Below are 18,121 nucleotides of genomic sequence, written 5' to 3'. Positions count from 1 at the left end.
GTATCAGATGACGCAACAAAATACCGCAATTTTTACCAACGTTGGTGAGCGTACCAATGTTACTGGTTCTGCAAAATTCAAACGCCTAATTTTAGAAGAAGATTACGAAACAGCCCTTGATGTCGCGCGTGAGCAAGTAGAGAACGGCGCACAAGTTATCGACATCAACATGGATGAAGCCATGTTAGATTCGAAAGCGGCGATGACAAAATTCTTAAACCTGATTGCTTCTGAGCCAGACATTTCTCGCGTCCCTATCATGGTTGACTCGTCTAAATGGGAAGTCATTGAAGCGGGCCTAAAATGTATTCAAGGTAAGGCGATCGTTAACTCGATTTCACTAAAAGAGGGTGAAGAGCCGTTTATCCGCCAGGCTAAAATCATTAAACGATTCGGCGCTGCAGCCGTTGTCATGGCGTTTGATGAAACAGGGCAAGCTGAAACAGCCGACCGCAAATTTGAAATTTGTGAACGCTCTTACCGTATTTTAGTGGACCAACTAGGCTTCCCACCCGAAGATATTATCTTTGACCCGAATATCTTTGCAGTTGCAACAGGTATTGAAGAGCACGATAACTACGCGGTTGACTTTATCGAAGGCACACGTCGCATTAAACAAAACCTGCCACACTGTAAAGTGTCGGGCGGTGTATCTAACGTGTCATTCTCGTTCCGTGGCAATAACCCAGTACGTGAAGCCATTCACTCAGTGTTCTTATACCACGCCATTCAAGCGGGTATGGATATGGGCATTGTAAACGCCGGTCAGCTTGCAGTTTATGATGATATTCCCCTTGAGCTGAGAAAAGCCGTTGAAGATGTTGTATTAAATACTGATCCTGGCGCAGGTGAGCGTCTGGTTGAGTTGGCACCTAAGTATTCAGGTTTGGCGCAAGCAGAAAAAGTGGAAGACCTAGAGTGGCGTACTTGGTCAGTCGAAAAACGTTTAGAGCATGCACTTGTTAAAGGCATTACCGAATATATTGAAGAAGATACCGAAGAGTGCCGCGCTTCGATGGATAAACCAATTCAAGTGATTGAAGGTCCATTGATGGACGGCATGAACGTGGTGGGTGATTTATTCGGTGCTGGTAAAATGTTCTTACCTCAGGTTGTAAAATCAGCCCGTGTAATGAAACGTGCCGTTGCTTACCTAGACCCGTATATCGAAGCGGAGAAAGAAGAGGGCGCCACCAATGGTAAAATTATCATGGCAACGGTTAAAGGCGACGTACACGACATTGGTAAAAACATTGTGGGCGTAGTACTGCAATGTAATAACTATGAAGTAGTCGATTTAGGTGTGATGGTACCTGCTGAGAAAATTTTGCAAACTGCCATTGATGAAAAAGCCGATGCCATTGGTTTGTCAGGCCTTATTACGCCATCGCTTGATGAAATGGTACATGTTGCGAAAGAAATGACCCGTCGTGGTTTTGATATTCCATTATTAATTGGTGGTGCAACGACTTCTAAAGCTCACACTGCGGTTAAAATTGAGCCTCAGTACGACAAAGGCGTAGTGTATGTGAATAATGCCAGCCGTGCGGTAGGTGTGGTATCAAGCCTATTAAGTAAAACGCAAAAACCGGAATTTTTAGCAAAAACCACTGCTGAATACGAAAAAGTGCGTGAGCAACAAGCGCGTAAAAAGCCACGTAGTAAACCGGTTAATATCCAGCGTGCCCGTGATAATGCCGCAAAGCTTGATTGGGATAGCTACACGCCACCTGTGCCGAAAAAGCTGGGTGTTACAGAGTTTAGAGATGTCAGCATCAAAACATTGCGTGAATACATCGACTGGACACCTTACTTTATGACTTGGTCATTGGCTGGTAAATTCCCTCGTATTCTCGACGACGAAATTGTTGGTGAAGAGGCGAAAAAGCTTTATCACGATGCTAATGCGATGCTTGATGAGTTTGAAAAATCACAAGCGCTGAAACCACTTGGCGTGATTGGTTTATTCCCAGCAAACCGTGTAGGTGATGACATTGAAATCTATACAGATGAAACTCGTTCTGAAGTATTAGAGTTAAGTTGTCATTTACGTCAGCAAACGGAGAAAACTGATTTCCCTAACTACTGTTTAGCAGACTATGTTGCTCCTAAAGGCACGCCTGACTACTTTGGTGCATTTGCGGTAACTGGCGGTCTTGAAGAAGACGACTTAGCTGAAGCGTTCGATGCACAGCAAGATGACTACAACAAGATCATGGTTAAGGCGGTTGCTGACCGTTTAGCCGAAGCGTTTGCTGAATATCTTCATGAGCAAGTTCGTAAAGAGTACTGGGGTTATGCAGCTGATGAAAACCTCAGTAATGAGGAGCTTATTCGCGAAAACTATCAAGGTATTCGTCCTGCTCCAGGGTATCCTGCATGCCCTGAGCACACAGAGAAGAAAAAAATCTGGTCGTTACTGCAAACTGAAGATCGTATCGGTATGCAACTTACAAGCTCATATGCAATGTGGCCAGGTGCTGCTGTATCGGGCTGGTATTTCTCTCACCCTGATTCTAAATATTATGCGGTGGCGCAAATCCAAAAGGATCAGGTTGAAGACTATGCGCAGCGAACCAATATGAGCCTTGAAGAGGCAGAGCGCTGGTTGTCACCAAACCTTGGTTATGAGCCAGAATAGGCATTCAGCTTAAAATCAAATCACTCTAAAAGCACTTATGTATATAAGTGCTTTTTTATACATCATTTTCCTGTAGAGCTTTTACTTGGAAGCGAGATTACTTTTATACGAAAACTTCATATAATTAGTTAGAGATGAAATTAATTATTCATGAAGTTGTCATCTATTTCTTTATTTTTTCATTTTAAAGCGTGCAACTTTAATTGGTATTTTTATTTATAGATGAAAGCTTTTTTTAGCGAAAAAGGTGTTACATGCTCGGACAACAAGCAAAATTCAACAAAGCGGTGTTTTACCCCGCTTCTCTAGTTATCCTGCTACTGATGATAGTCACTGTTTCAGCCCCAAATATGGCAAAGTCATTATTTGCAGATATTCAAAGTGCTATTACGGTAAATGGCAGTTGGTTTTATGTACTTACCGTCGCCATCATTTTGGGCTTTGTATTGTATCTTAGCTTATCTCGATTTGGCTCGGTAAAACTAGGGCCTGACCATGCTACCCCTGATTACTCATTAGGCACCTGGATCTCCATGCTTTTCGCAGCAGGTATGGGAATTGGCTTGATGTTTTTTGGCGTAGCAGAACCTATTATGCACTATTTGTCTCCGCCTACGGCAGAGCAGGGCTCTTTAGAAGCTATCAAAGAAGCCATGAAAATTACCTTTTTTCATTGGGGTTTTCATGCTTGGGCCATTTACGCCATCGTTGCTTTGGTATTGGCTTATTTTAGCTATCGTCATAAGCTACCTTTAACATTACGCTCTGCGCTTCATCCAATCATTGGCGATAAAATTTATGGTTGGCAAGGTCACTTAGTCGATATTTTTGCGGTTGTGAGTACGGTTTTCGGTGTGGCAACATCATTGGGTCTAGGTGCCAGTCAAGTAAATGCCGGGCTGAATTATTTATTCGAATTTGACGTCAGTCAAACTAATCAAGTCATTATCATGGTGGTCATCACTGCATTGGCCTCAGTGTCGGTGGCAACAGGGTTAGATAAAGGCATTAAAATACTCTCAGAAGCCAATATGCTATTGGCGATAGCTTTACTTGTGTTTATTTTCATTTTAGGGCCCAGTGTGTTCTTACTTCAAGCCTATGTACAAAACGTTGGCGCTTATCTCTCAGAAATTGTCTCGAATACATTCAACTTATTTGCATATGAGAAGAAAAGTTGGATTGGCGGTTGGACCATTTTCTATTGGGGTTGGTGGTTAGCTTGGGCACCTTTTGTCGGTTTATTTATTGCACGTATTTCAAAAGGCAGAACCATTAGGGAGTTCGTATTAGGCGTGATGGTGGTGCCAACCGCATTTACACTGCTTTGGATGACTGTTTTTGGAAATAGTGCAATTTATATGGTGGTTGAGCAGGGCGCTCAGCAAGTTGCAAATATGGTGAGCGAAAACTCTTCTGTGGCTTTATTTGTGTTCTTAGAGCAATTTCCGTGGTCAACAATATTAACGCTTTTGTCGGTGGCCATGATTGTGATTTTCTTTGTTACATCTTGTGATTCAGGAGCTATGGTAATCGATATGCTGTGTTCAAATGGTGAAAATGATACACCAGTCTGGCAGCGTTTGTTCTGGGCAATCAGTGTTGGTGTTGTTGCAGCTGTGCTCAGTTTAGTTGGTGGTTTAGAGGCCCTGCAAACCATGACTATTGCCAGTGCTTTACCATTCTCACTTGTGCTCCTGTTTTCATGTTTCGGGTTAGTGAAAGCTCTTGAAGTAGAAAGCGCAAAGCGTGAGAGCTTGCAGCATCATGCTGTGATAAATATGAGTGGAGAAGAAACCGCAGATTGGAAAGAAAAACTGAATAACATAGTCTCAACGCCAGATAAAAAAGACATCAATCAGTTTCTTAATAAAGAAGTGAAACGTGCGTTCAAAGCGTTAAAAGCACAGTTTGAGTTAAATGATATTGAGGTAAAAATTAAAACTTCAGAAAAGAGTATTTCTCTCGTCGTGAACCACGGTGAAGAGCATGACTTTATATATGGCGTGTATAAAAAAGAACACGTGCAACCAAGCTTTAGTCATGACCAAGATGAAGGTTATGAAAGTTATTATCGTGCAGAGGTGCACTTACTTGAAGGTGGACAAGATTACGACATTATGGGGTGGTCAGAAACTGCAGTGATCAATGATGTGATAAATCAATATCAAAAACATATGCACTTTTTACATATCCTTCGAGATGAAGGGCCTGTTTTATAGAATCTGAGCATTTATCACAATACAGTACTTATCAAACAAAAAACCGCCAAATGGCGGTTTTTTGTATTAAAAATTTTACACTCAGCATAACCTTTACGTTAACGTAAGCTCTTTATGCCGCTTGAGTAACTATTTTTAACTTAAGCAAATATTTACTGGTTTTAATTTAACTATAATTACCGGTAAATTTACATTTTTTGAATTAAAATTGTCAATTAAGATAATTGTAGGGGATGATTGCCTCAATTTATAGAGAATTTAAAAATATAGTGATAGAGTCGATGCAGTTTCAGCGCTATGCCCGATTATTGGGTAAAAATTTCGGAGAACTATAAAGTGGCTGTATTTAACCAAGTTGAATTTGATAACCATGAACAAGTGGTGTTTTGCTCTGATAAAGAATCAGGCTTAAAAGCAATTATTGCTGTACATAGCACAAAGTTAGGTCCTGCAGTGGGTGGCTGCCGAATGTGGGATTATGCAAAAGATGAAGATGCTGTTTATGATGTATTGCGTCTTTCTAAGGGCATGACTTATAAAAATGCAGTTGCTCGTTTGCCATTTGGCGGTGGCAAGTCTGTGATCATTGGTGATGCGAAATCAATTAAATCAGAAGCTTTATTCAGAGCATTTGGTAAGCAACTTGAGCGTTTAGGTGGCACTTATTATTCAGCAGAAGACGTGAACATCACAACAGGTGATGTAATGACGATGCACAAAGAAACTAATTACGTAATGGGCTTAGAAGGTAAAAGTGGTAACCCTTCGCCGTTTACAGCCCTTGGTACTTTCCTTGGTATTAAAGCTGCTTTTAAACACAAGCACGGCCATGAAGATCTAAATGGCGTTAAAGTATCTGTTCAAGGTTTAGGGGCAGTAGCTTATACATTATGTAAATATTTGCATGAAGCGGGCGCACAGTTATTCGTTACTGATATTAATCAAGAATCTGTAGAAAGAGTTGTAAACGATTTTGGCGCTACAGCAGTGAATATCGACGAGATTTACGACCTAGACGTTGATGTATATGCGCCGTGTGCACTTGGTGCAACGGTAAATGACGAAACAATTCCTCGTTTGAAAGCACAAATCATTGCTGGTTGTGCGAATAATCAGCTAGCAGAGTCTCGCCACGGTGAAATTTTACGAGAAAAAGGCGTTTTATACGCACCAGATTATGTGATTAATGCTGGTGGTATTATTAACGTTTACTACGAAACTAAGCCGGCTGGTTATAATGAAGCAGATGCCACTAAGCATGTGGAAGGCATTTATGACACACTAGCTGAAATCTTCAAGCGTTCTGAAGAAGAGCAAAAGTCGACACATATAATTGCTGATGAACTAGCACAAGAAATTATCGCGAACGGTCTATAATTCCTTTGCTTTAAATAATGTAATTGTTCTAATAGAGGGATGTAATCAAACATCCCTTTTTTTATGAAAAAAATTGATCTCGACACTTGGCCGAGAGCCGAGCACTTCAAGTTCTTCTTACCTTTCTCACAACCCTTCTTTAATGTAGTTATTGACCTTGAAATGAAAGCGCTGTTTAAGTTTGCAAAATCACAGCAATTGAGTTTCACAGCTTGCTACTTATATTGCTTGCAAGAAGCGGTAGCGCGTTATGCACCAATAAGGTATCGAATAGTTGATAATGAACCTGTTGAAGTAACAGATATTACCTTGAGTACTGTATTTTTGCGCTCAGATGAGAGTTTTAGGTTCGTTCCATTAGAAACACAAAATTCATTATTAGCATTTTGTGAACATTACACACAGCAAAAACATACTTTTTTAGATAAACCATTGTTAAATCCTTCGTTTATTGAAGGTGCCGATAAAATTACACAAATGTATATTTCAATCTTGCCATGGTTTAAATTCTCATGTTTTAAACACGCTGAGCATACGCCTATTGCTTCGGGCATTCCGAAAATTGTATTTGGACAATATCAAAAAGAGCAAGGAATAATACCCGTCTCAATTGAAGTACATCATGCATTAATGGATGGATTACATATATCGCAGTTCATCGATGTTTTTAATCAAGTCGTCGCAGAAATTTGTACATAAAACTGAGCCGTTTAAGTGTAGTTTTGCTATCACAAGTAAAAAAAACACAAAAAAACAAGGATTAATAAAAGTGATTTTAAAACAACCACTTAAAATTAAAGTTCGGTATTTTAAAACTTCAGTTACAGGATGTTTTTACCCTGTAACAAAATGTAAAAACAATGTGTGCTTTGTCCGTTTTTCATAGGCGGAATGCTTTGGTGAATGATTTGTGATGTTAATATTATGTTTTATATAAAAAATATTAATCCATTTTCAAAAAATTAGTTTTGCCTATGAAGTTGACACATGGCCTTGCATTTAGCATTATTGGAAAGTTGATATCTGTAGAAAGATATCAGGGTAGCTCTACTATAAAGAGCAAAAAATTATAAAAGTAACATTACTTAATTGGTTGGGAACTATGTCTGTTAAAATCAGAAAGAGTCTTGTAGCTACAGCACTTCTAGGTGCAACAGCTTTCGCAAGCAGCAACGTGATTGCAGATCCTTTGAATGACATACAAAAAGTAGGTCAGCAAACTCAAACGGCTGCAAAAAAATCACAAGAAAAAATTGATAACATTTATGGTCAAACTCAAGAGATGATCGGTGAGTACCGCAGTGTTGTTGATGAAACAGAATTATTAAAAGTTTATAACGACCACGTAGCACGTTTGGTAGCTGACCAAAATGCTAGCATCGAGTCACTTAATCGTCAGATTGGTACGATTGAGAAAACTAAACAGGACGTTGTGCCTCTGATGTATCGCATGATCGATACGCTTGAGCAATTCATCAAAGCGGACGTTCCGTTTGACACTGAAACTCGTTTAGGTCGTGTTGAAAAATTACGTGATCTTCTTTCTAACTCTAAAGTAACGACTTCAGAGAAGTTCCGTCAGGTTCTTGAAGCATACACAATTGAGACTGATTACAGCTCAACAATGGTTGCATCTCAAGGCTCACTAGAAATCAACGGTAAAAACATCAACGTTGACTTCGCACGTATTGGCCGTGTTGCATTTGTTGCTCAATCATTCGACCTTAAGCACGCTTGGGTTTGGAACAACAGCGCAAAACAGTGGGATGAGCTAGGCGAAGAGTACATCAAGCCAGTTAAAACTTTCATCCGTATCGCACGTGGTCAGGCTGCACCTGAACTACTAGCACTTCCAATCTTTGGCGCGGAGTAATAAATAATGAAGAAATTATTTAAAGGTTTTGCAGTAGCGGCTGCTCTATCTGTTTCAGCTGGTGCAGCTCTAAACGCGCACGCAAACACTGAAACTCTAGACAAAATCCTTCAAGAAGTTAAACAAAACCGTATTTCTGAAGGTAAAATCAACAAGCAACGTGAGCAAGAGTTCCTTTCTGCTCGTGCTGACAAGCAAGCACTTCTAAACAAAGCTAAGCGTGATTTAGCTAACGAGAAGGCACGTGGTGAGCGTTTAAACAACCAGTTTAAACAAAACGAAATCACACTTGCTGAAAAAGAAGTTGAGCTTCAAAACGCAACTGGTACTTTAGGTGAGATGTTCGGTGTTGTTCGTCGTTCAGCTTCTGAAGCGATTGGTTCAATCGAAGCATCACTAGTAAGTGCTGAAAAGCCAGGACGTGCAGAAGTTCTTCGTTCACTAGCAGCTGCTAAAGAACTACCGACTACTCGCGAACTAGAAGAGCTTTGGATTGCATTCCAAACTGAAATGACTGAATCTGCAAAAGTATCTACTTTCGAAGCACAAGTTGCTGAGCTAAGTGGTGAAATCAATACTAAGCAGGTTACTCGTATTGGTAACTTCAACCTAATCACAAAAGACGGCTACGTAGTATACGATGCAGCTAACAAAGCTATCGTTCCACTAGGTAAGCAGCCAGATGGTCACATCTTCAACACTGTTGCTGATCTTCTAAATACACAAGCTGGTTCATACACTAAGTTCTATGTTGACCCTGCGCGTGGCGGTATCCTACGTCTAAACACTCAGCGTGCAACTGTTGAAGAACGTTGGCACCAGGGTGACACAGTTGGTTACATCATCACTGCATTACTTGCAATTGGTGCGTTACTAGCGTTAGTTCGTTTCCTAGACCTACTTATGGTTAGTGCTAAAATCAAAGCACAGGTTAAGAACATCAACACGCCTAACGAAAACAACCCACTTGGTCGTATTCTTAAAGTTTACCATGACAACAAAAACCAAGACGTTGAAAACCTTGAGCTTAAGTTAGACGAAGCAATTCTACGTGAAACGCCTCGTATCGAAGCTGGTATCAACATCATCAAGATCTTAGCTGCTATCGCACCGCTACTAGGTCTACTTGGTACAGTTGTTGGTATGATCTTAACGTTCGAATCAATCACATTATTCGGTACTGGTGATCCGAAGATCATGGCAGGTAACATCTCTCTAGCGCTTGTAACAACAGCTCTAGGTCTGATTGCTGCACTACCACTAATCCTATTACACGCAATCGTTTCAGGTCGTAGTAAAGCAGTTCTACATATCCTAGACGAGCAGAGTGCAGGTATTGTTGCTGCACATGCGGAGAAGGAGAAAGCCTAATGCTAGTCCTGATGGAGATTTGGGAATCTATCAGGGATTTTGTTGGCACAGGCGGCCAGGTATTATACGTGGTCGCGATAGCACTCTTTCTAATGTGGGTATTAATGATTGAGCGCTATTGGTTCCTACTCGCCGAGTATCCGAAAATGAAAGCGGATATCGTAGCGAAGTGGGACGCCCGCCAAGACACTACGTCTTGGTACGCACACAGAATCCGCGATGCATGGATTTCTGAAGCGTCTGAAAAATTAGAAGCGCGCATGTTGATTATCAAAACATTGGTAGCCATGTGTCCATTAATCGGCCTACTAGGTACTGTAACGGGTATGATCAGCGTTTTCGAAACGATGGCTACTCAAGGTACTGGTAACGCTCGTCTAATGGCATCGGGTATTTCAATGGCAACGATACCAACAATGGCAGGAATGGTTGCGGCACTATCTGGTGTATTCTTCAGCACTCGCCTAGAAGCTAGAGCGAAAATGGCTAAAGAAAAGCTAGTAGATAGTTTGCCTCATCACTAAAGAGAGATATTAATATGGCACGTAAACAACGTTTTCGTGAGGAAGAAGAAGCAGCAGTAGACATGACACCGATGCTAGACATCGTATTCATCATGCTTATCTTCTTCATCGTAACAACTTCTTTCGTGAAAGAAGCTGGTATTGAAGTACAAAAGCCAAAGGCTGCACAAGCTCAAACTAAAAAGAATGCTAACGTCTTTATCGCTATTAAAGAAAATGGTGAGATCTGGATGGATAAGCGTGCTGTTGACGTTGAGCGTGTTAGTGCAAACCTTGAGAGCATCCTAGCTGAGCAACCAACAGAAACTATCATTATTCAAGCTGATAAAGGCGCGAAGCATGGTGTGGTTGTTAAAGTTATGGACCAAATCAAGGCGACTGACGATCAATTAAAAATCTCAATCGCTGGAGCTAAGTAATGATTCGTTTTCTGTTTTCACTTGTAACAGGTGGGGCAGTTACTTTCGGCTTATTTTATTTTATGGCATTTCTGATCTCTGGCGGAGCAGATAGAGCTGAAAATAAAAAAGAAGAAATTGTAGTCGAAATTTTGACGAATCCACCTGAATCTGAGGTTCAAGAGCGCAGACGTGTTCCGCCTCCACCTCCGCCGCCGCCGCAGCAGCCGCCTAAACCGCAGCCGCCGCAGCCTGACAATGCTAACCCAAACCCGGGCGCTATTGGCTTTAACATGCCTAGCATCGATATTGGTGGCACTGCAGGTGGCCTGAGTGGGCCTGGTGAATTTGGTCGTGATGGTGATGCAACACCAATCGTACGTATTGAGCCGAAATATCCGACTCAAGCCGCACGAGATGGTAAAGAAGGTTGGGTACAACTTTCATTCACTATTAACGAACTTGGTGGTGTTGAAGATGTAAAAGTTATTGATGCTGAACCAAAGCGTATTTTCAACCGTGAAGCGATGAGAGCATTACGTAAGTGGAAATATCGCCCGAAAATCATCGATGGCAAACCGCAAAAACAACCTGGTCTTACTGTACAGTTAGACTTTAAACTTAACCAAGATTAATAAGGAGCGAAGAAATGAAGCAATTACATAAAGCAACAGCTCTTGCGCTACTTATGACGCTTACAGGTGTATGCAGCAACGCTGTTGCTGCACCTGACCCAGCTAAAATCGAAGCTCGTAAAAAAGCTAAGACAAAGATCATGGGCGAGCGTACTGGTAAGAAAGTTGTTAAAGCATTTGAATTTTACAACAACGACCAACTTGATGAAGCAATTGCTTTAATGGAAGAGTTAGACCCGTCTAATGATTTCGACAAAGCAACTGTAGATAGGTACTTAGGTAACTTCTATGCTCAAAAAGAAGATTATACTAAGGCCCTTGATTTCGTTAAGCGTGCTGTAGAAAAAGATGTTCTAAACTTCAAAGATCAGGCTGATACCCTAAAATTTGTTGCAGACCTTTACTTTGGCCAGCAAAAGTATGTTGAGGGTGTTAAAGCCTACAACGACTGGATGGACTTTACTGGCGAAGAAGATGACAAGGTATATGCGAAAATTGCTCAGGCTTACTTTGAGTTAAAGCAATTTAGCAAAGTTATCGAACCAGCAGACAAAGCAATTAAATTGGCAAAAGAGCCAAATAAAAATTACTTCATGCTGAAGGTCGGTTCATACTTTGAACTTAAGCAGTTTAATAAAGTTGTAGAAGTTGGTGAGACTCTAGTTAAGTTGTTCCCTGATGACAAACAAAACTGGACTCGTCTAGGTTCTTTCTACATGTCTACCGAGCAGTTCACTAAAGGTCAGACAATTATGGAAGTAGCTTACAGAAAAGGCTATTTCGAGAAAGAGAACCACTACAAAATTTTAAGCAGCTATTACTCGCTAAACGATATTCCTTATAAAGCAGCCATTGTTATGGAAAAAGCTTTAAAGGAAGATAAAGTTAAGCGTACTAAGCAAAACGTTACAGCTGTTGCGAGTTACTTCCACCAAGCGAAGCATCTTGTAACTGCAGCTAAATACTATGAAGAAGCAGCTAAGTTTGATAACGACGCAGATCTTTTTAGAAAGGCAGGTAACTTATTACTTACTGAGCAAAAGTACAGTGCTGCAGTTGAGCGTTTAAATAAAGCGCTTGAGTTAGGTACTGACAAGAAGGGTTCGACTTACTCTGACTTAGCTGAAGCTTACTTATACCAAGAGAAGTATAAGCAAGCTTATAGAGCGATTGTCAAAGCACAAGAAGACCCACGAACACGTAAGTTTGCTAGAGGTTGGGCAACGTTCATTAAGGACAAAGCACAACGTAAAGGCATAAGCTTATAAATAAAAAGCCCCGAAAGGGGCTTTTTTTATAGTTGGAAGTGAAGGTGAATAATAAATTTCTTTTAATCATACTCCCCATTCTGTTTTTGTTATCAGCGTGCACTGAACAGCAGAAACTTAGTTCTTTTGAAGAAGTGCAATCACAGCTTAAAAATATCAATACTGCTTTATTGACCGAGAGCAAAAATGAACTATCAGAAGTATTACCTTTCAGTGAGGCCTATTTAAAGCAAAGGCACATAGCTTTAAACTCTGCTGACCCTCAGTCACTCACTGAGTATCAAGTTAATGAACTACAATATTTGATAATTCAAGAACGTTACCCCGAGAGATATTTACCCTGGCCAGCAGCAATTAATGTTGCAAAGAATCTTAGTGAAGCACAAAGAAAGAAATGGCAAAACCTGGTTCTTACTAGGTTAGAAGATGCGAAAAAAAGCAAGATAGTTTATAACAGGTATGAACTGAAAAAATTAAAAACGTACTCTGAATCTGCATCATTAACGGGTCTAACTGACTATTTTAAAACATACAAGCCAAGAAGCCGTTTAGGCATTTACCAACTACCTAACGGTAAAGAGTGGTATCAAAGCAAAGTGAATCACTATTTAGGTAATGTAGAAAACCCTCAGGTTGTTTTAGCGAATATTCAAGCTTTAACAAATGAGTATGATAATCATGAAAACCATTTAGAAGCACTAAGCTTAGTTGAGATTGCAAAAAAGCATTGTTCTATTGTTGGAGGTTTAAACTGGGAACATGAGTTTGTTAACTTACATGAGACTTTCAAACAGTGTGAAAAACAGAAGCTAGTAGCCTATAAACAGTTAATATTAGTATTGGCTGAGATAGATTTGGGCATTCATTTTCAGGCTTGGTCAGAACAACAAGCCATGGTGGTATTAAATCAAAAGTTATCACTGCAACCAGAGCAAGCAATGGACTTCTTAGATTATATCGTCATGAAACCTTCAGCAGTTTTATCTTTAGCTAGAATTTATTTTTAGAGTGCAACTGTGAGTGATGGATAATAAAAAGGCCTTTTCTTACTAAGGCCTTTTCAATCAGTTATGTACTTTTTTTTGCTTTCTCTCTTCACAAACCGGGCAACGTTGTTTGGCCGGATCTTTTGAAAGCACCAGAAGATCAAGTTTTGTTTCACAATCACAGCAATATCCAAATTGGCCAATATCTATTTGGCATAAAGCAGCTTCTAGCTCCATAAGCCGCTGAAAGCGGGGAAACTGATTTGGGTTAATTTTAGTGACCGCTAAGTCAATCCACTCTCCTGGTGTTGAGTTTTCTAACATTGAAGCTAATTCGCCAGTAAACTCATGTTGTGCGTCTTTAAGCTCATTTAAAAACTCACATCGAACAGAGTCTAATTCAATTTTTAGCTTGCTTTGAAAGTCTTTAGTTTGATTTGCATTCATGATCGCTCTCCTATGAGCAATCATTATGGTACTTCTAGTCGAATTCGTTATGATTTGAATCAATGCTAGGACACTTTGCATATTTCTCTAGCACAGCGACAACCTCGTCTTTATTTTTAAGTTTTCTAATTTCGTCAAAAAGATCATTGGCTTGTGGATATTGAAGCTTAAGATAGCCAAGCCATTGCTTAGTTCGTGATGAAAAATACTTTTCACTTAAAGAAGGGTCTTGGTGCATAGACGAATGCAAAATATGGTAAATCACATTTTCCCAAGATAAAGGTGTGTAAGGCTGATTTTCTCTATGTGCTTTAATCTTGGCAGCTAGGTCTGGAGTTGCTAATGCACCGCGGCCAAGCATTAGATCTGAGCAACCACTGCGCTCTTGACAGCGATAAGCGTCTTCGACTTGCCAAATCTCACCGTTTGCGACGATGGGCATTGTCACTCGATCTAGAAGAGGTTTTATTTTCTCCCAGTATGCAGGCGGTTTATAGCCATCTCGCTTGGTTCTCGCATGAATTGCCAAGCTTGAAGCCCCCGCACTTTGAACAGCATCGACAATTTCGGCAGTATTACTGTCATCATCAAAGCCCAAACGTATCTTGGCGCTGACTTCATGCTCGGTTGGCACCGCTTCTCTTACCGCTTTAATAATTTGATACATGAGTTCAGGCTCTTTTAACAGAACCGCACCACCTTTACTTTTATTCACTGTTTTCGCAGGGCAGCCAAAGTTAAGGTCGATTCCATGTGAGCCAAGCATGACGGCTTTACGCGCATTTGCAGCCAGCGCATGGGGAACTTGACCCAGAAGCTGAATGCGAACAGGGGTGCCAGACTCGGTATAGCCATTATTTAATAGTTCAGGGCAAGTTTTTATAAACACTCTACGTGGAAAGGTTAGATCGACAACACGAATAAACTCAGTTACACATAAATCAAAGCCACCAAGGTTGGTTAAAAGTTGGCGCATTTTAAAATCTACAACGCCTTCCATTGGTGCCAAAATTAATTTCATAACTTGCTCTATACTACTTAAAGGGCGCTCATTTTAAACGAGAGGAAGAGTGTTGCTAAGTTAAAATTGAATTTTTTTAGATTTAATGAAATATTCTTTTTTGTAGTAGGGTCTACTAAGTGAATTGAACGAAATATCCCAAAGGGTCGAGTATGAAAAATTTAAAAACTAAATCAATCGCTGCTACGTTAGGTGCTGTAGTTGTCGGCACAGCAAGTTTAGCTGCATCAGCAGAAGTAAACGCTAACCCATTTGCATTTACTACCATGTCTTCTGGTTATCAATTAGATGCTGCAGAAGGCAAGTGCGGTGAAGGCAAATGTGGTGGCAAAGCCGAAAAAGAAGGTAAGTGCGGCGAAGGTAAATGTGGCGGCAAAGCTAAGAAAGAAGGTAAGTGCGGCGAAGGTAAATGTGGCGGCAAAGCTAAGAAAGAAGGCAAGTGCGGCGAAGGCAAGTGCGGCGAAGGTAAGTGTGGCGGCAAAGCTAAGAAAGAAGGCAAGTGCGGCGAAGGTAAATGTGGCGGCAAAGCTAAAAAAGAAGGCAAGTGCGGCGAAGGTAAATGTGGCGGCAAAGCTAAAAAAGAAGGCAAGTGCGGCGAAGGTAAATGTGGCGGTAAAGCTAAAAAAGAAGGCAAGTGCGGCGAAGGTAAATGCGGCGGCAAAGCTAAAAAAGAAGGCAAGTGTGGCGAAGGTAAATGTGGTGGCGCTCACTAATTCTTAATGTTCTTCTTTGAGGCAGGTTATCTGCCTCAAACTTCTTAGCAAAATTTCCTCTTATTTTATTATCCAGAACTCAGGTTAAATACAAGCCATGAACTCAAAGGTATTAATATGGTAGTTAATGACATAGGCATGGTCGGTCTAGGCCTCAGACGAGAAATGTTGGATGACTTTCTTGAGTCTCCACCGAGTCAAGTCGATTTTCTAGAAGTGGCGCCCGAAAATTGGTTAAAAATGGGCGGGAAATTTGGTAAGCAGTTTAAGCAACTTACCGATAAGCATACATTTATTTGCCACGGCTTATCGCTCTCATTAGGCTCTCCAGAGCCACTTGATATAGAATTTGTAAAGTCTCTTAAAAGCTTCTTCAATACTCACAATATTAAACTCTATAGTGAGCATTTGAGCTACTGCTCGGGTACAGGTCATATGTATGATCTGATGCCAATTCCATTTACTGAAGATGCAATTAAACACGTAGCTGGTCGAATTAAACAAGTACAAGATATTTTAGAGCAGCGGATCGCTGTCGAAAATGTTTCTTATTATGCCGCACCCGGTCAAGAAATGTCAGAGCAAGAATTTACGCTCGAAGTTTTAAAGCAAGCCGACTGTGACTTACTACTTGATGTAAATAATATTTATGTAAATAGTGTCAACCACGGTTACGATGCAACCGGGTTTTTACAAGCCATGCCAAGTGAACGTATTGTATATGGTCATGTCGCTGGGCATTATGAAGAAAGTACTTCTTTATTAGTGGATACCCATGGTGCGGATGTATGTGATCCTGTGTGGGATTTACTCGCAAAAGCCTATGATTATCACGGTTTGTTTCCTACTTTACTCGAACGTGACTTTAATATTCCGAGCATGCCAGAAGTGCTGAGCGAAGTAGACATAATTAAAAAACTTCAGTCTGAGTTTTTAGCTAAAAGTAAAGGAGTTGCCTAGTGTCATTCATCGATGTTCAAAATGCATTTATGGCTCATATTCGTGATCCCGATAATGTTGAAAAGCCTCATGATGTAACTGAAGAAAGAATGACAGTTTATAAAGAGCTGTTTTTTAACAACGTCGAAGGGTTTGTCAGCTCCGCCTTTCCGGTTCTTAAAAGCTTATATTGTGAATCACATTGGCAGACACTTGTTCGCACCTTTTTCATTAGCCATGATTGCTCATCTCCGTACTTTTTGGACATCAGTGCAGAGTTTTTAGCTTTTCTGCAGCATGAATATGTCATGCAAGGAAGTGACCCCATATTTATGTTAGAGCTTGCACATTATGAGTGGGTTGAGTTGGATGTGTCAGTTTGTTTTGAAGATGAAATGCAAAAACAGCTTACCAACTTAGATAATCAGCCTTTGTATCTGTCAAACACCGCGCGTAACCTGTCTTATCAATACCCAGTTCATCAAATTAGTGAAGACTTTCAACCAACTGAGCCCAGTGAACAACCTCATTATTTTGTTGTGTATCGTGACGAAGAGGATGATGTAGGCTTCATCGCTTCAAACCCTATGACCGCGATTTTGTTAGAGCAACTAGAGAATAATCCGGGTATTAGCTTGTTAGAGCTTGTGTCAAAAGTGCATGAAATTATTCCACAATTTAGTGAGGAGCAGCTAATAGGTGGTGCAACACAAACACTAAACGCTTTGGCAGAGTTGGGTATTGTAGTCACCAAATAACCTTTTTGTGTAACCAGCTTAGCGAATTTTTGCACTTCTCACTTTAACGCATAGCTCGGATCGTCTATTATGAGCGCCGTTTTTCGTGCTTAAAAATTTATAGGTGTACTATGTCAAAGGGTGATTTTAAAGATCCGTTTAATGCTAAATACTTCATTGCTTTCTTAGCTGTTTTTGTAGGTATTGGCTGTCTAAATGCAATTCTTGGTTTAGCAACGGCTTTTACAGCTTAATCATCAAAGAAAATAAAGACATTTTGTCTTAACTAAAGGCTACGTTATGTAGCCTTTTGCCGTTTTATTGCGCAAACAAGCTAAAAACATGGCTTTGTGATTTCTCAAAGTTTCAACTTTTCTCATTCTTGTTATAATCACTTTCTTTACAAAATAGAAAGCTTCATTATGACACAAGCTAATCTCACGCTGATCAAAGACAGTATTGCTACGGTACCTAACTACCCTAAAGAAGGTATTATGTTCCGTGACGTAACCACTTTACTTGCTGATCCTAAAGCGTTTAAAGAAACGATTGATGCATTCATTACAGCATACAAAGATCAAGGCTTCACTAAAATTATTGGTACAGAGTCGCGCGGTTTCATTTTTGGCGCACCTTTATCTTATGCTTTAGGTATTCCTTTTATTCCAGTGCGCAAGCCAGGTAAATTACCTCGTGAAGTGATAAGCCAGTCTTACCAGTTAGAGTATGGCGAAGATGTGCTTGAGTTACACACTGATGCAATTGTTGAAGGTGACAAAGTATTGTTAGTTGACGACTTACTTGCAACAGGTGGCACCATTGAAGCAACAGCTAAGCTTGTGCAAAAGCTTGGCGGTAATGCAACAGACGCAGCTTTTGTTGTATCGCTACCGGAGCTAGGCGGTGAGCAACGTGTTGCAGACTTAGGTATTAATATTCTTAAGTTAGTTGAGTTCGAAGGCGAATAAT

The 18,121-nt window shown here is 40.4% G+C and carries 18 protein-coding genes; 16 read left to right on the top strand and 2 right to left on the bottom strand.

What is annotated here, in order from left to right; all coding sequences use genetic code 11:
- The first annotated feature begins 7 nt into the window (after positions 1-7).
- From metH to ACXAC4_RS10400, 11 genes are all read left to right on the top strand, one after another.
- Positions 8-2,641, top strand: a complete 2,634-nt coding sequence (metH, locus tag ACXAC4_RS10450) for a methionine synthase (protein ID WP_475161208.1) — start codon at positions 8-10, stop codon at positions 2,639-2,641.
- A 254-nt stretch (positions 2,642-2,895) separates the two neighbouring features.
- Positions 2,896-4,863, top strand: coding sequence for a BCCT family transporter (locus ACXAC4_RS10445; RefSeq protein WP_475161205.1), 1,968 nt, complete (start codon positions 2,896-2,898; stop codon positions 4,861-4,863).
- A gap of 336 nt (positions 4,864-5,199) precedes the next feature.
- The gene (locus ACXAC4_RS10440; protein ID WP_349286466.1) at positions 5,200-6,240 is read left to right on the top strand and encodes a Leu/Phe/Val dehydrogenase; all 1,041 of its coding nucleotides are present in this window, start codon (positions 5,200-5,202) and stop codon (positions 6,238-6,240) included.
- A 63-nt stretch (positions 6,241-6,303) separates the two neighbouring features.
- Positions 6,304-6,939: a CatA-like O-acetyltransferase gene (locus ACXAC4_RS10435; RefSeq protein ID WP_475161201.1), complete on the top strand. Its 636-nt coding sequence runs from the start codon at positions 6,304-6,306 to the stop codon at positions 6,937-6,939.
- 403 nt (positions 6,940-7,342) lie between these two features.
- A complete protein-coding gene (locus tag ACXAC4_RS10430; protein WP_058030195.1) occupies positions 7,343-8,113 on the top strand; it encodes a DUF3450 domain-containing protein in 771 nt (256 codons plus the stop codon).
- A 6-nt stretch (positions 8,114-8,119) separates the two neighbouring features.
- A complete protein-coding gene (locus tag ACXAC4_RS10425; RefSeq protein WP_475161197.1) occupies positions 8,120-9,484 on the top strand; it encodes a MotA/TolQ/ExbB proton channel family protein in 1,365 nt (454 codons plus the stop codon).
- Positions 9,484-10,008, top strand: a complete 525-nt coding sequence (locus ACXAC4_RS10420; protein WP_058030193.1) for a MotA/TolQ/ExbB proton channel family protein — start codon at positions 9,484-9,486, stop codon at positions 10,006-10,008. The genes ACXAC4_RS10425 and ACXAC4_RS10420 overlap by 1 nt, the downstream gene beginning before the upstream one ends.
- A gap of 14 nt (positions 10,009-10,022) precedes the next feature.
- Positions 10,023-10,427: an ExbD/TolR family protein gene (locus ACXAC4_RS10415; RefSeq protein WP_390440977.1), complete on the top strand. Its 405-nt coding sequence runs from the start codon at positions 10,023-10,025 to the stop codon at positions 10,425-10,427.
- Positions 10,427-11,041, top strand: a complete 615-nt coding sequence (locus tag ACXAC4_RS10410) for an energy transducer TonB (RefSeq protein WP_058030191.1) — start codon at positions 10,427-10,429, stop codon at positions 11,039-11,041. Before ACXAC4_RS10415 ends, ACXAC4_RS10410 begins: the two co-directional genes overlap by 1 nt.
- Before the next feature lie 14 nt (positions 11,042-11,055).
- Positions 11,056-12,309, top strand: coding sequence for a tetratricopeptide repeat protein (locus ACXAC4_RS10405; RefSeq protein WP_475161191.1), 1,254 nt, complete (start codon positions 11,056-11,058; stop codon positions 12,307-12,309).
- A gap of 44 nt (positions 12,310-12,353) precedes the next feature.
- Complete coding sequence (locus ACXAC4_RS10400; protein ID WP_475161188.1) at positions 12,354-13,316, top strand: hypothetical protein; 963 nt, start codon at positions 12,354-12,356, stop codon at positions 13,314-13,316.
- A 57-nt stretch (positions 13,317-13,373) separates the two neighbouring features.
- Here the strand turns inward: ACXAC4_RS10400 and ACXAC4_RS10395 are convergent, their stop codons facing one another.
- Together ACXAC4_RS10395 and ACXAC4_RS10390 are read right to left on the bottom strand one after the other, a co-directional pair.
- Positions 13,374-13,742, bottom strand: coding sequence for a conjugal transfer protein TraR (locus ACXAC4_RS10395; protein ID WP_475161184.1), 369 nt, complete (start codon positions 13,740-13,742; stop codon positions 13,374-13,376).
- 34 nt (positions 13,743-13,776) lie between these two features.
- Positions 13,777-14,763, bottom strand: coding sequence for a tRNA-dihydrouridine synthase (locus tag ACXAC4_RS10390; protein WP_475161181.1), 987 nt, complete (start codon positions 14,761-14,763; stop codon positions 13,777-13,779).
- Positions 14,764-14,915: 152 nt separating this feature from the next.
- Between ACXAC4_RS10390 and ACXAC4_RS10385 the strand changes: the two genes are divergently transcribed.
- The 5 genes from ACXAC4_RS10385 (at position 14,916) to apt (ending at position 18,120) form a co-directional block, all read left to right on the top strand.
- A complete protein-coding gene (locus ACXAC4_RS10385) occupies positions 14,916-15,476 on the top strand; it encodes an HvfA family oxazolone/thioamide-modified RiPP metallophore (RefSeq protein ID WP_475161177.1) in 561 nt (186 codons plus the stop codon).
- Between the two features lie 117 nt (positions 15,477-15,593).
- Positions 15,594-16,436 carry an HvfB family MNIO-type RiPP peptide maturase gene (locus ACXAC4_RS10380; RefSeq protein ID WP_475161172.1) on the top strand — a complete coding sequence of 281 codons (843 nt, stop codon included), beginning with the start codon at positions 15,594-15,596 and terminating at the stop codon, positions 16,434-16,436.
- A complete protein-coding gene (locus ACXAC4_RS10375; protein ID WP_475161168.1) occupies positions 16,436-17,173 on the top strand; it encodes an HvfC family RiPP maturation protein in 738 nt (245 codons plus the stop codon). Before ACXAC4_RS10380 ends, ACXAC4_RS10375 begins: the two co-directional genes overlap by 1 nt.
- A 110-nt stretch (positions 17,174-17,283) precedes the next feature.
- Entirely contained in the window at positions 17,284-17,406 is a 123-nt protein-coding gene (locus ACXAC4_RS10370; RefSeq protein WP_257720514.1) for a hypothetical protein, read from the top strand.
- Between the two features lie 168 nt (positions 17,407-17,574).
- Entirely contained in the window at positions 17,575-18,120 is a 546-nt protein-coding gene (gene apt / locus ACXAC4_RS10365) for an adenine phosphoribosyltransferase (RefSeq protein ID WP_138562170.1), read from the top strand.
- Position 18,121 lies beyond the last annotated feature (1 nt).

The organism is Pseudoalteromonas sp. AWM4_233 (genome assembly GCF_056158285.1).
Note: the sequence above shows the minus strand (reverse complement) of the source record. Positions and strands in the feature narration are given on the sequence as shown.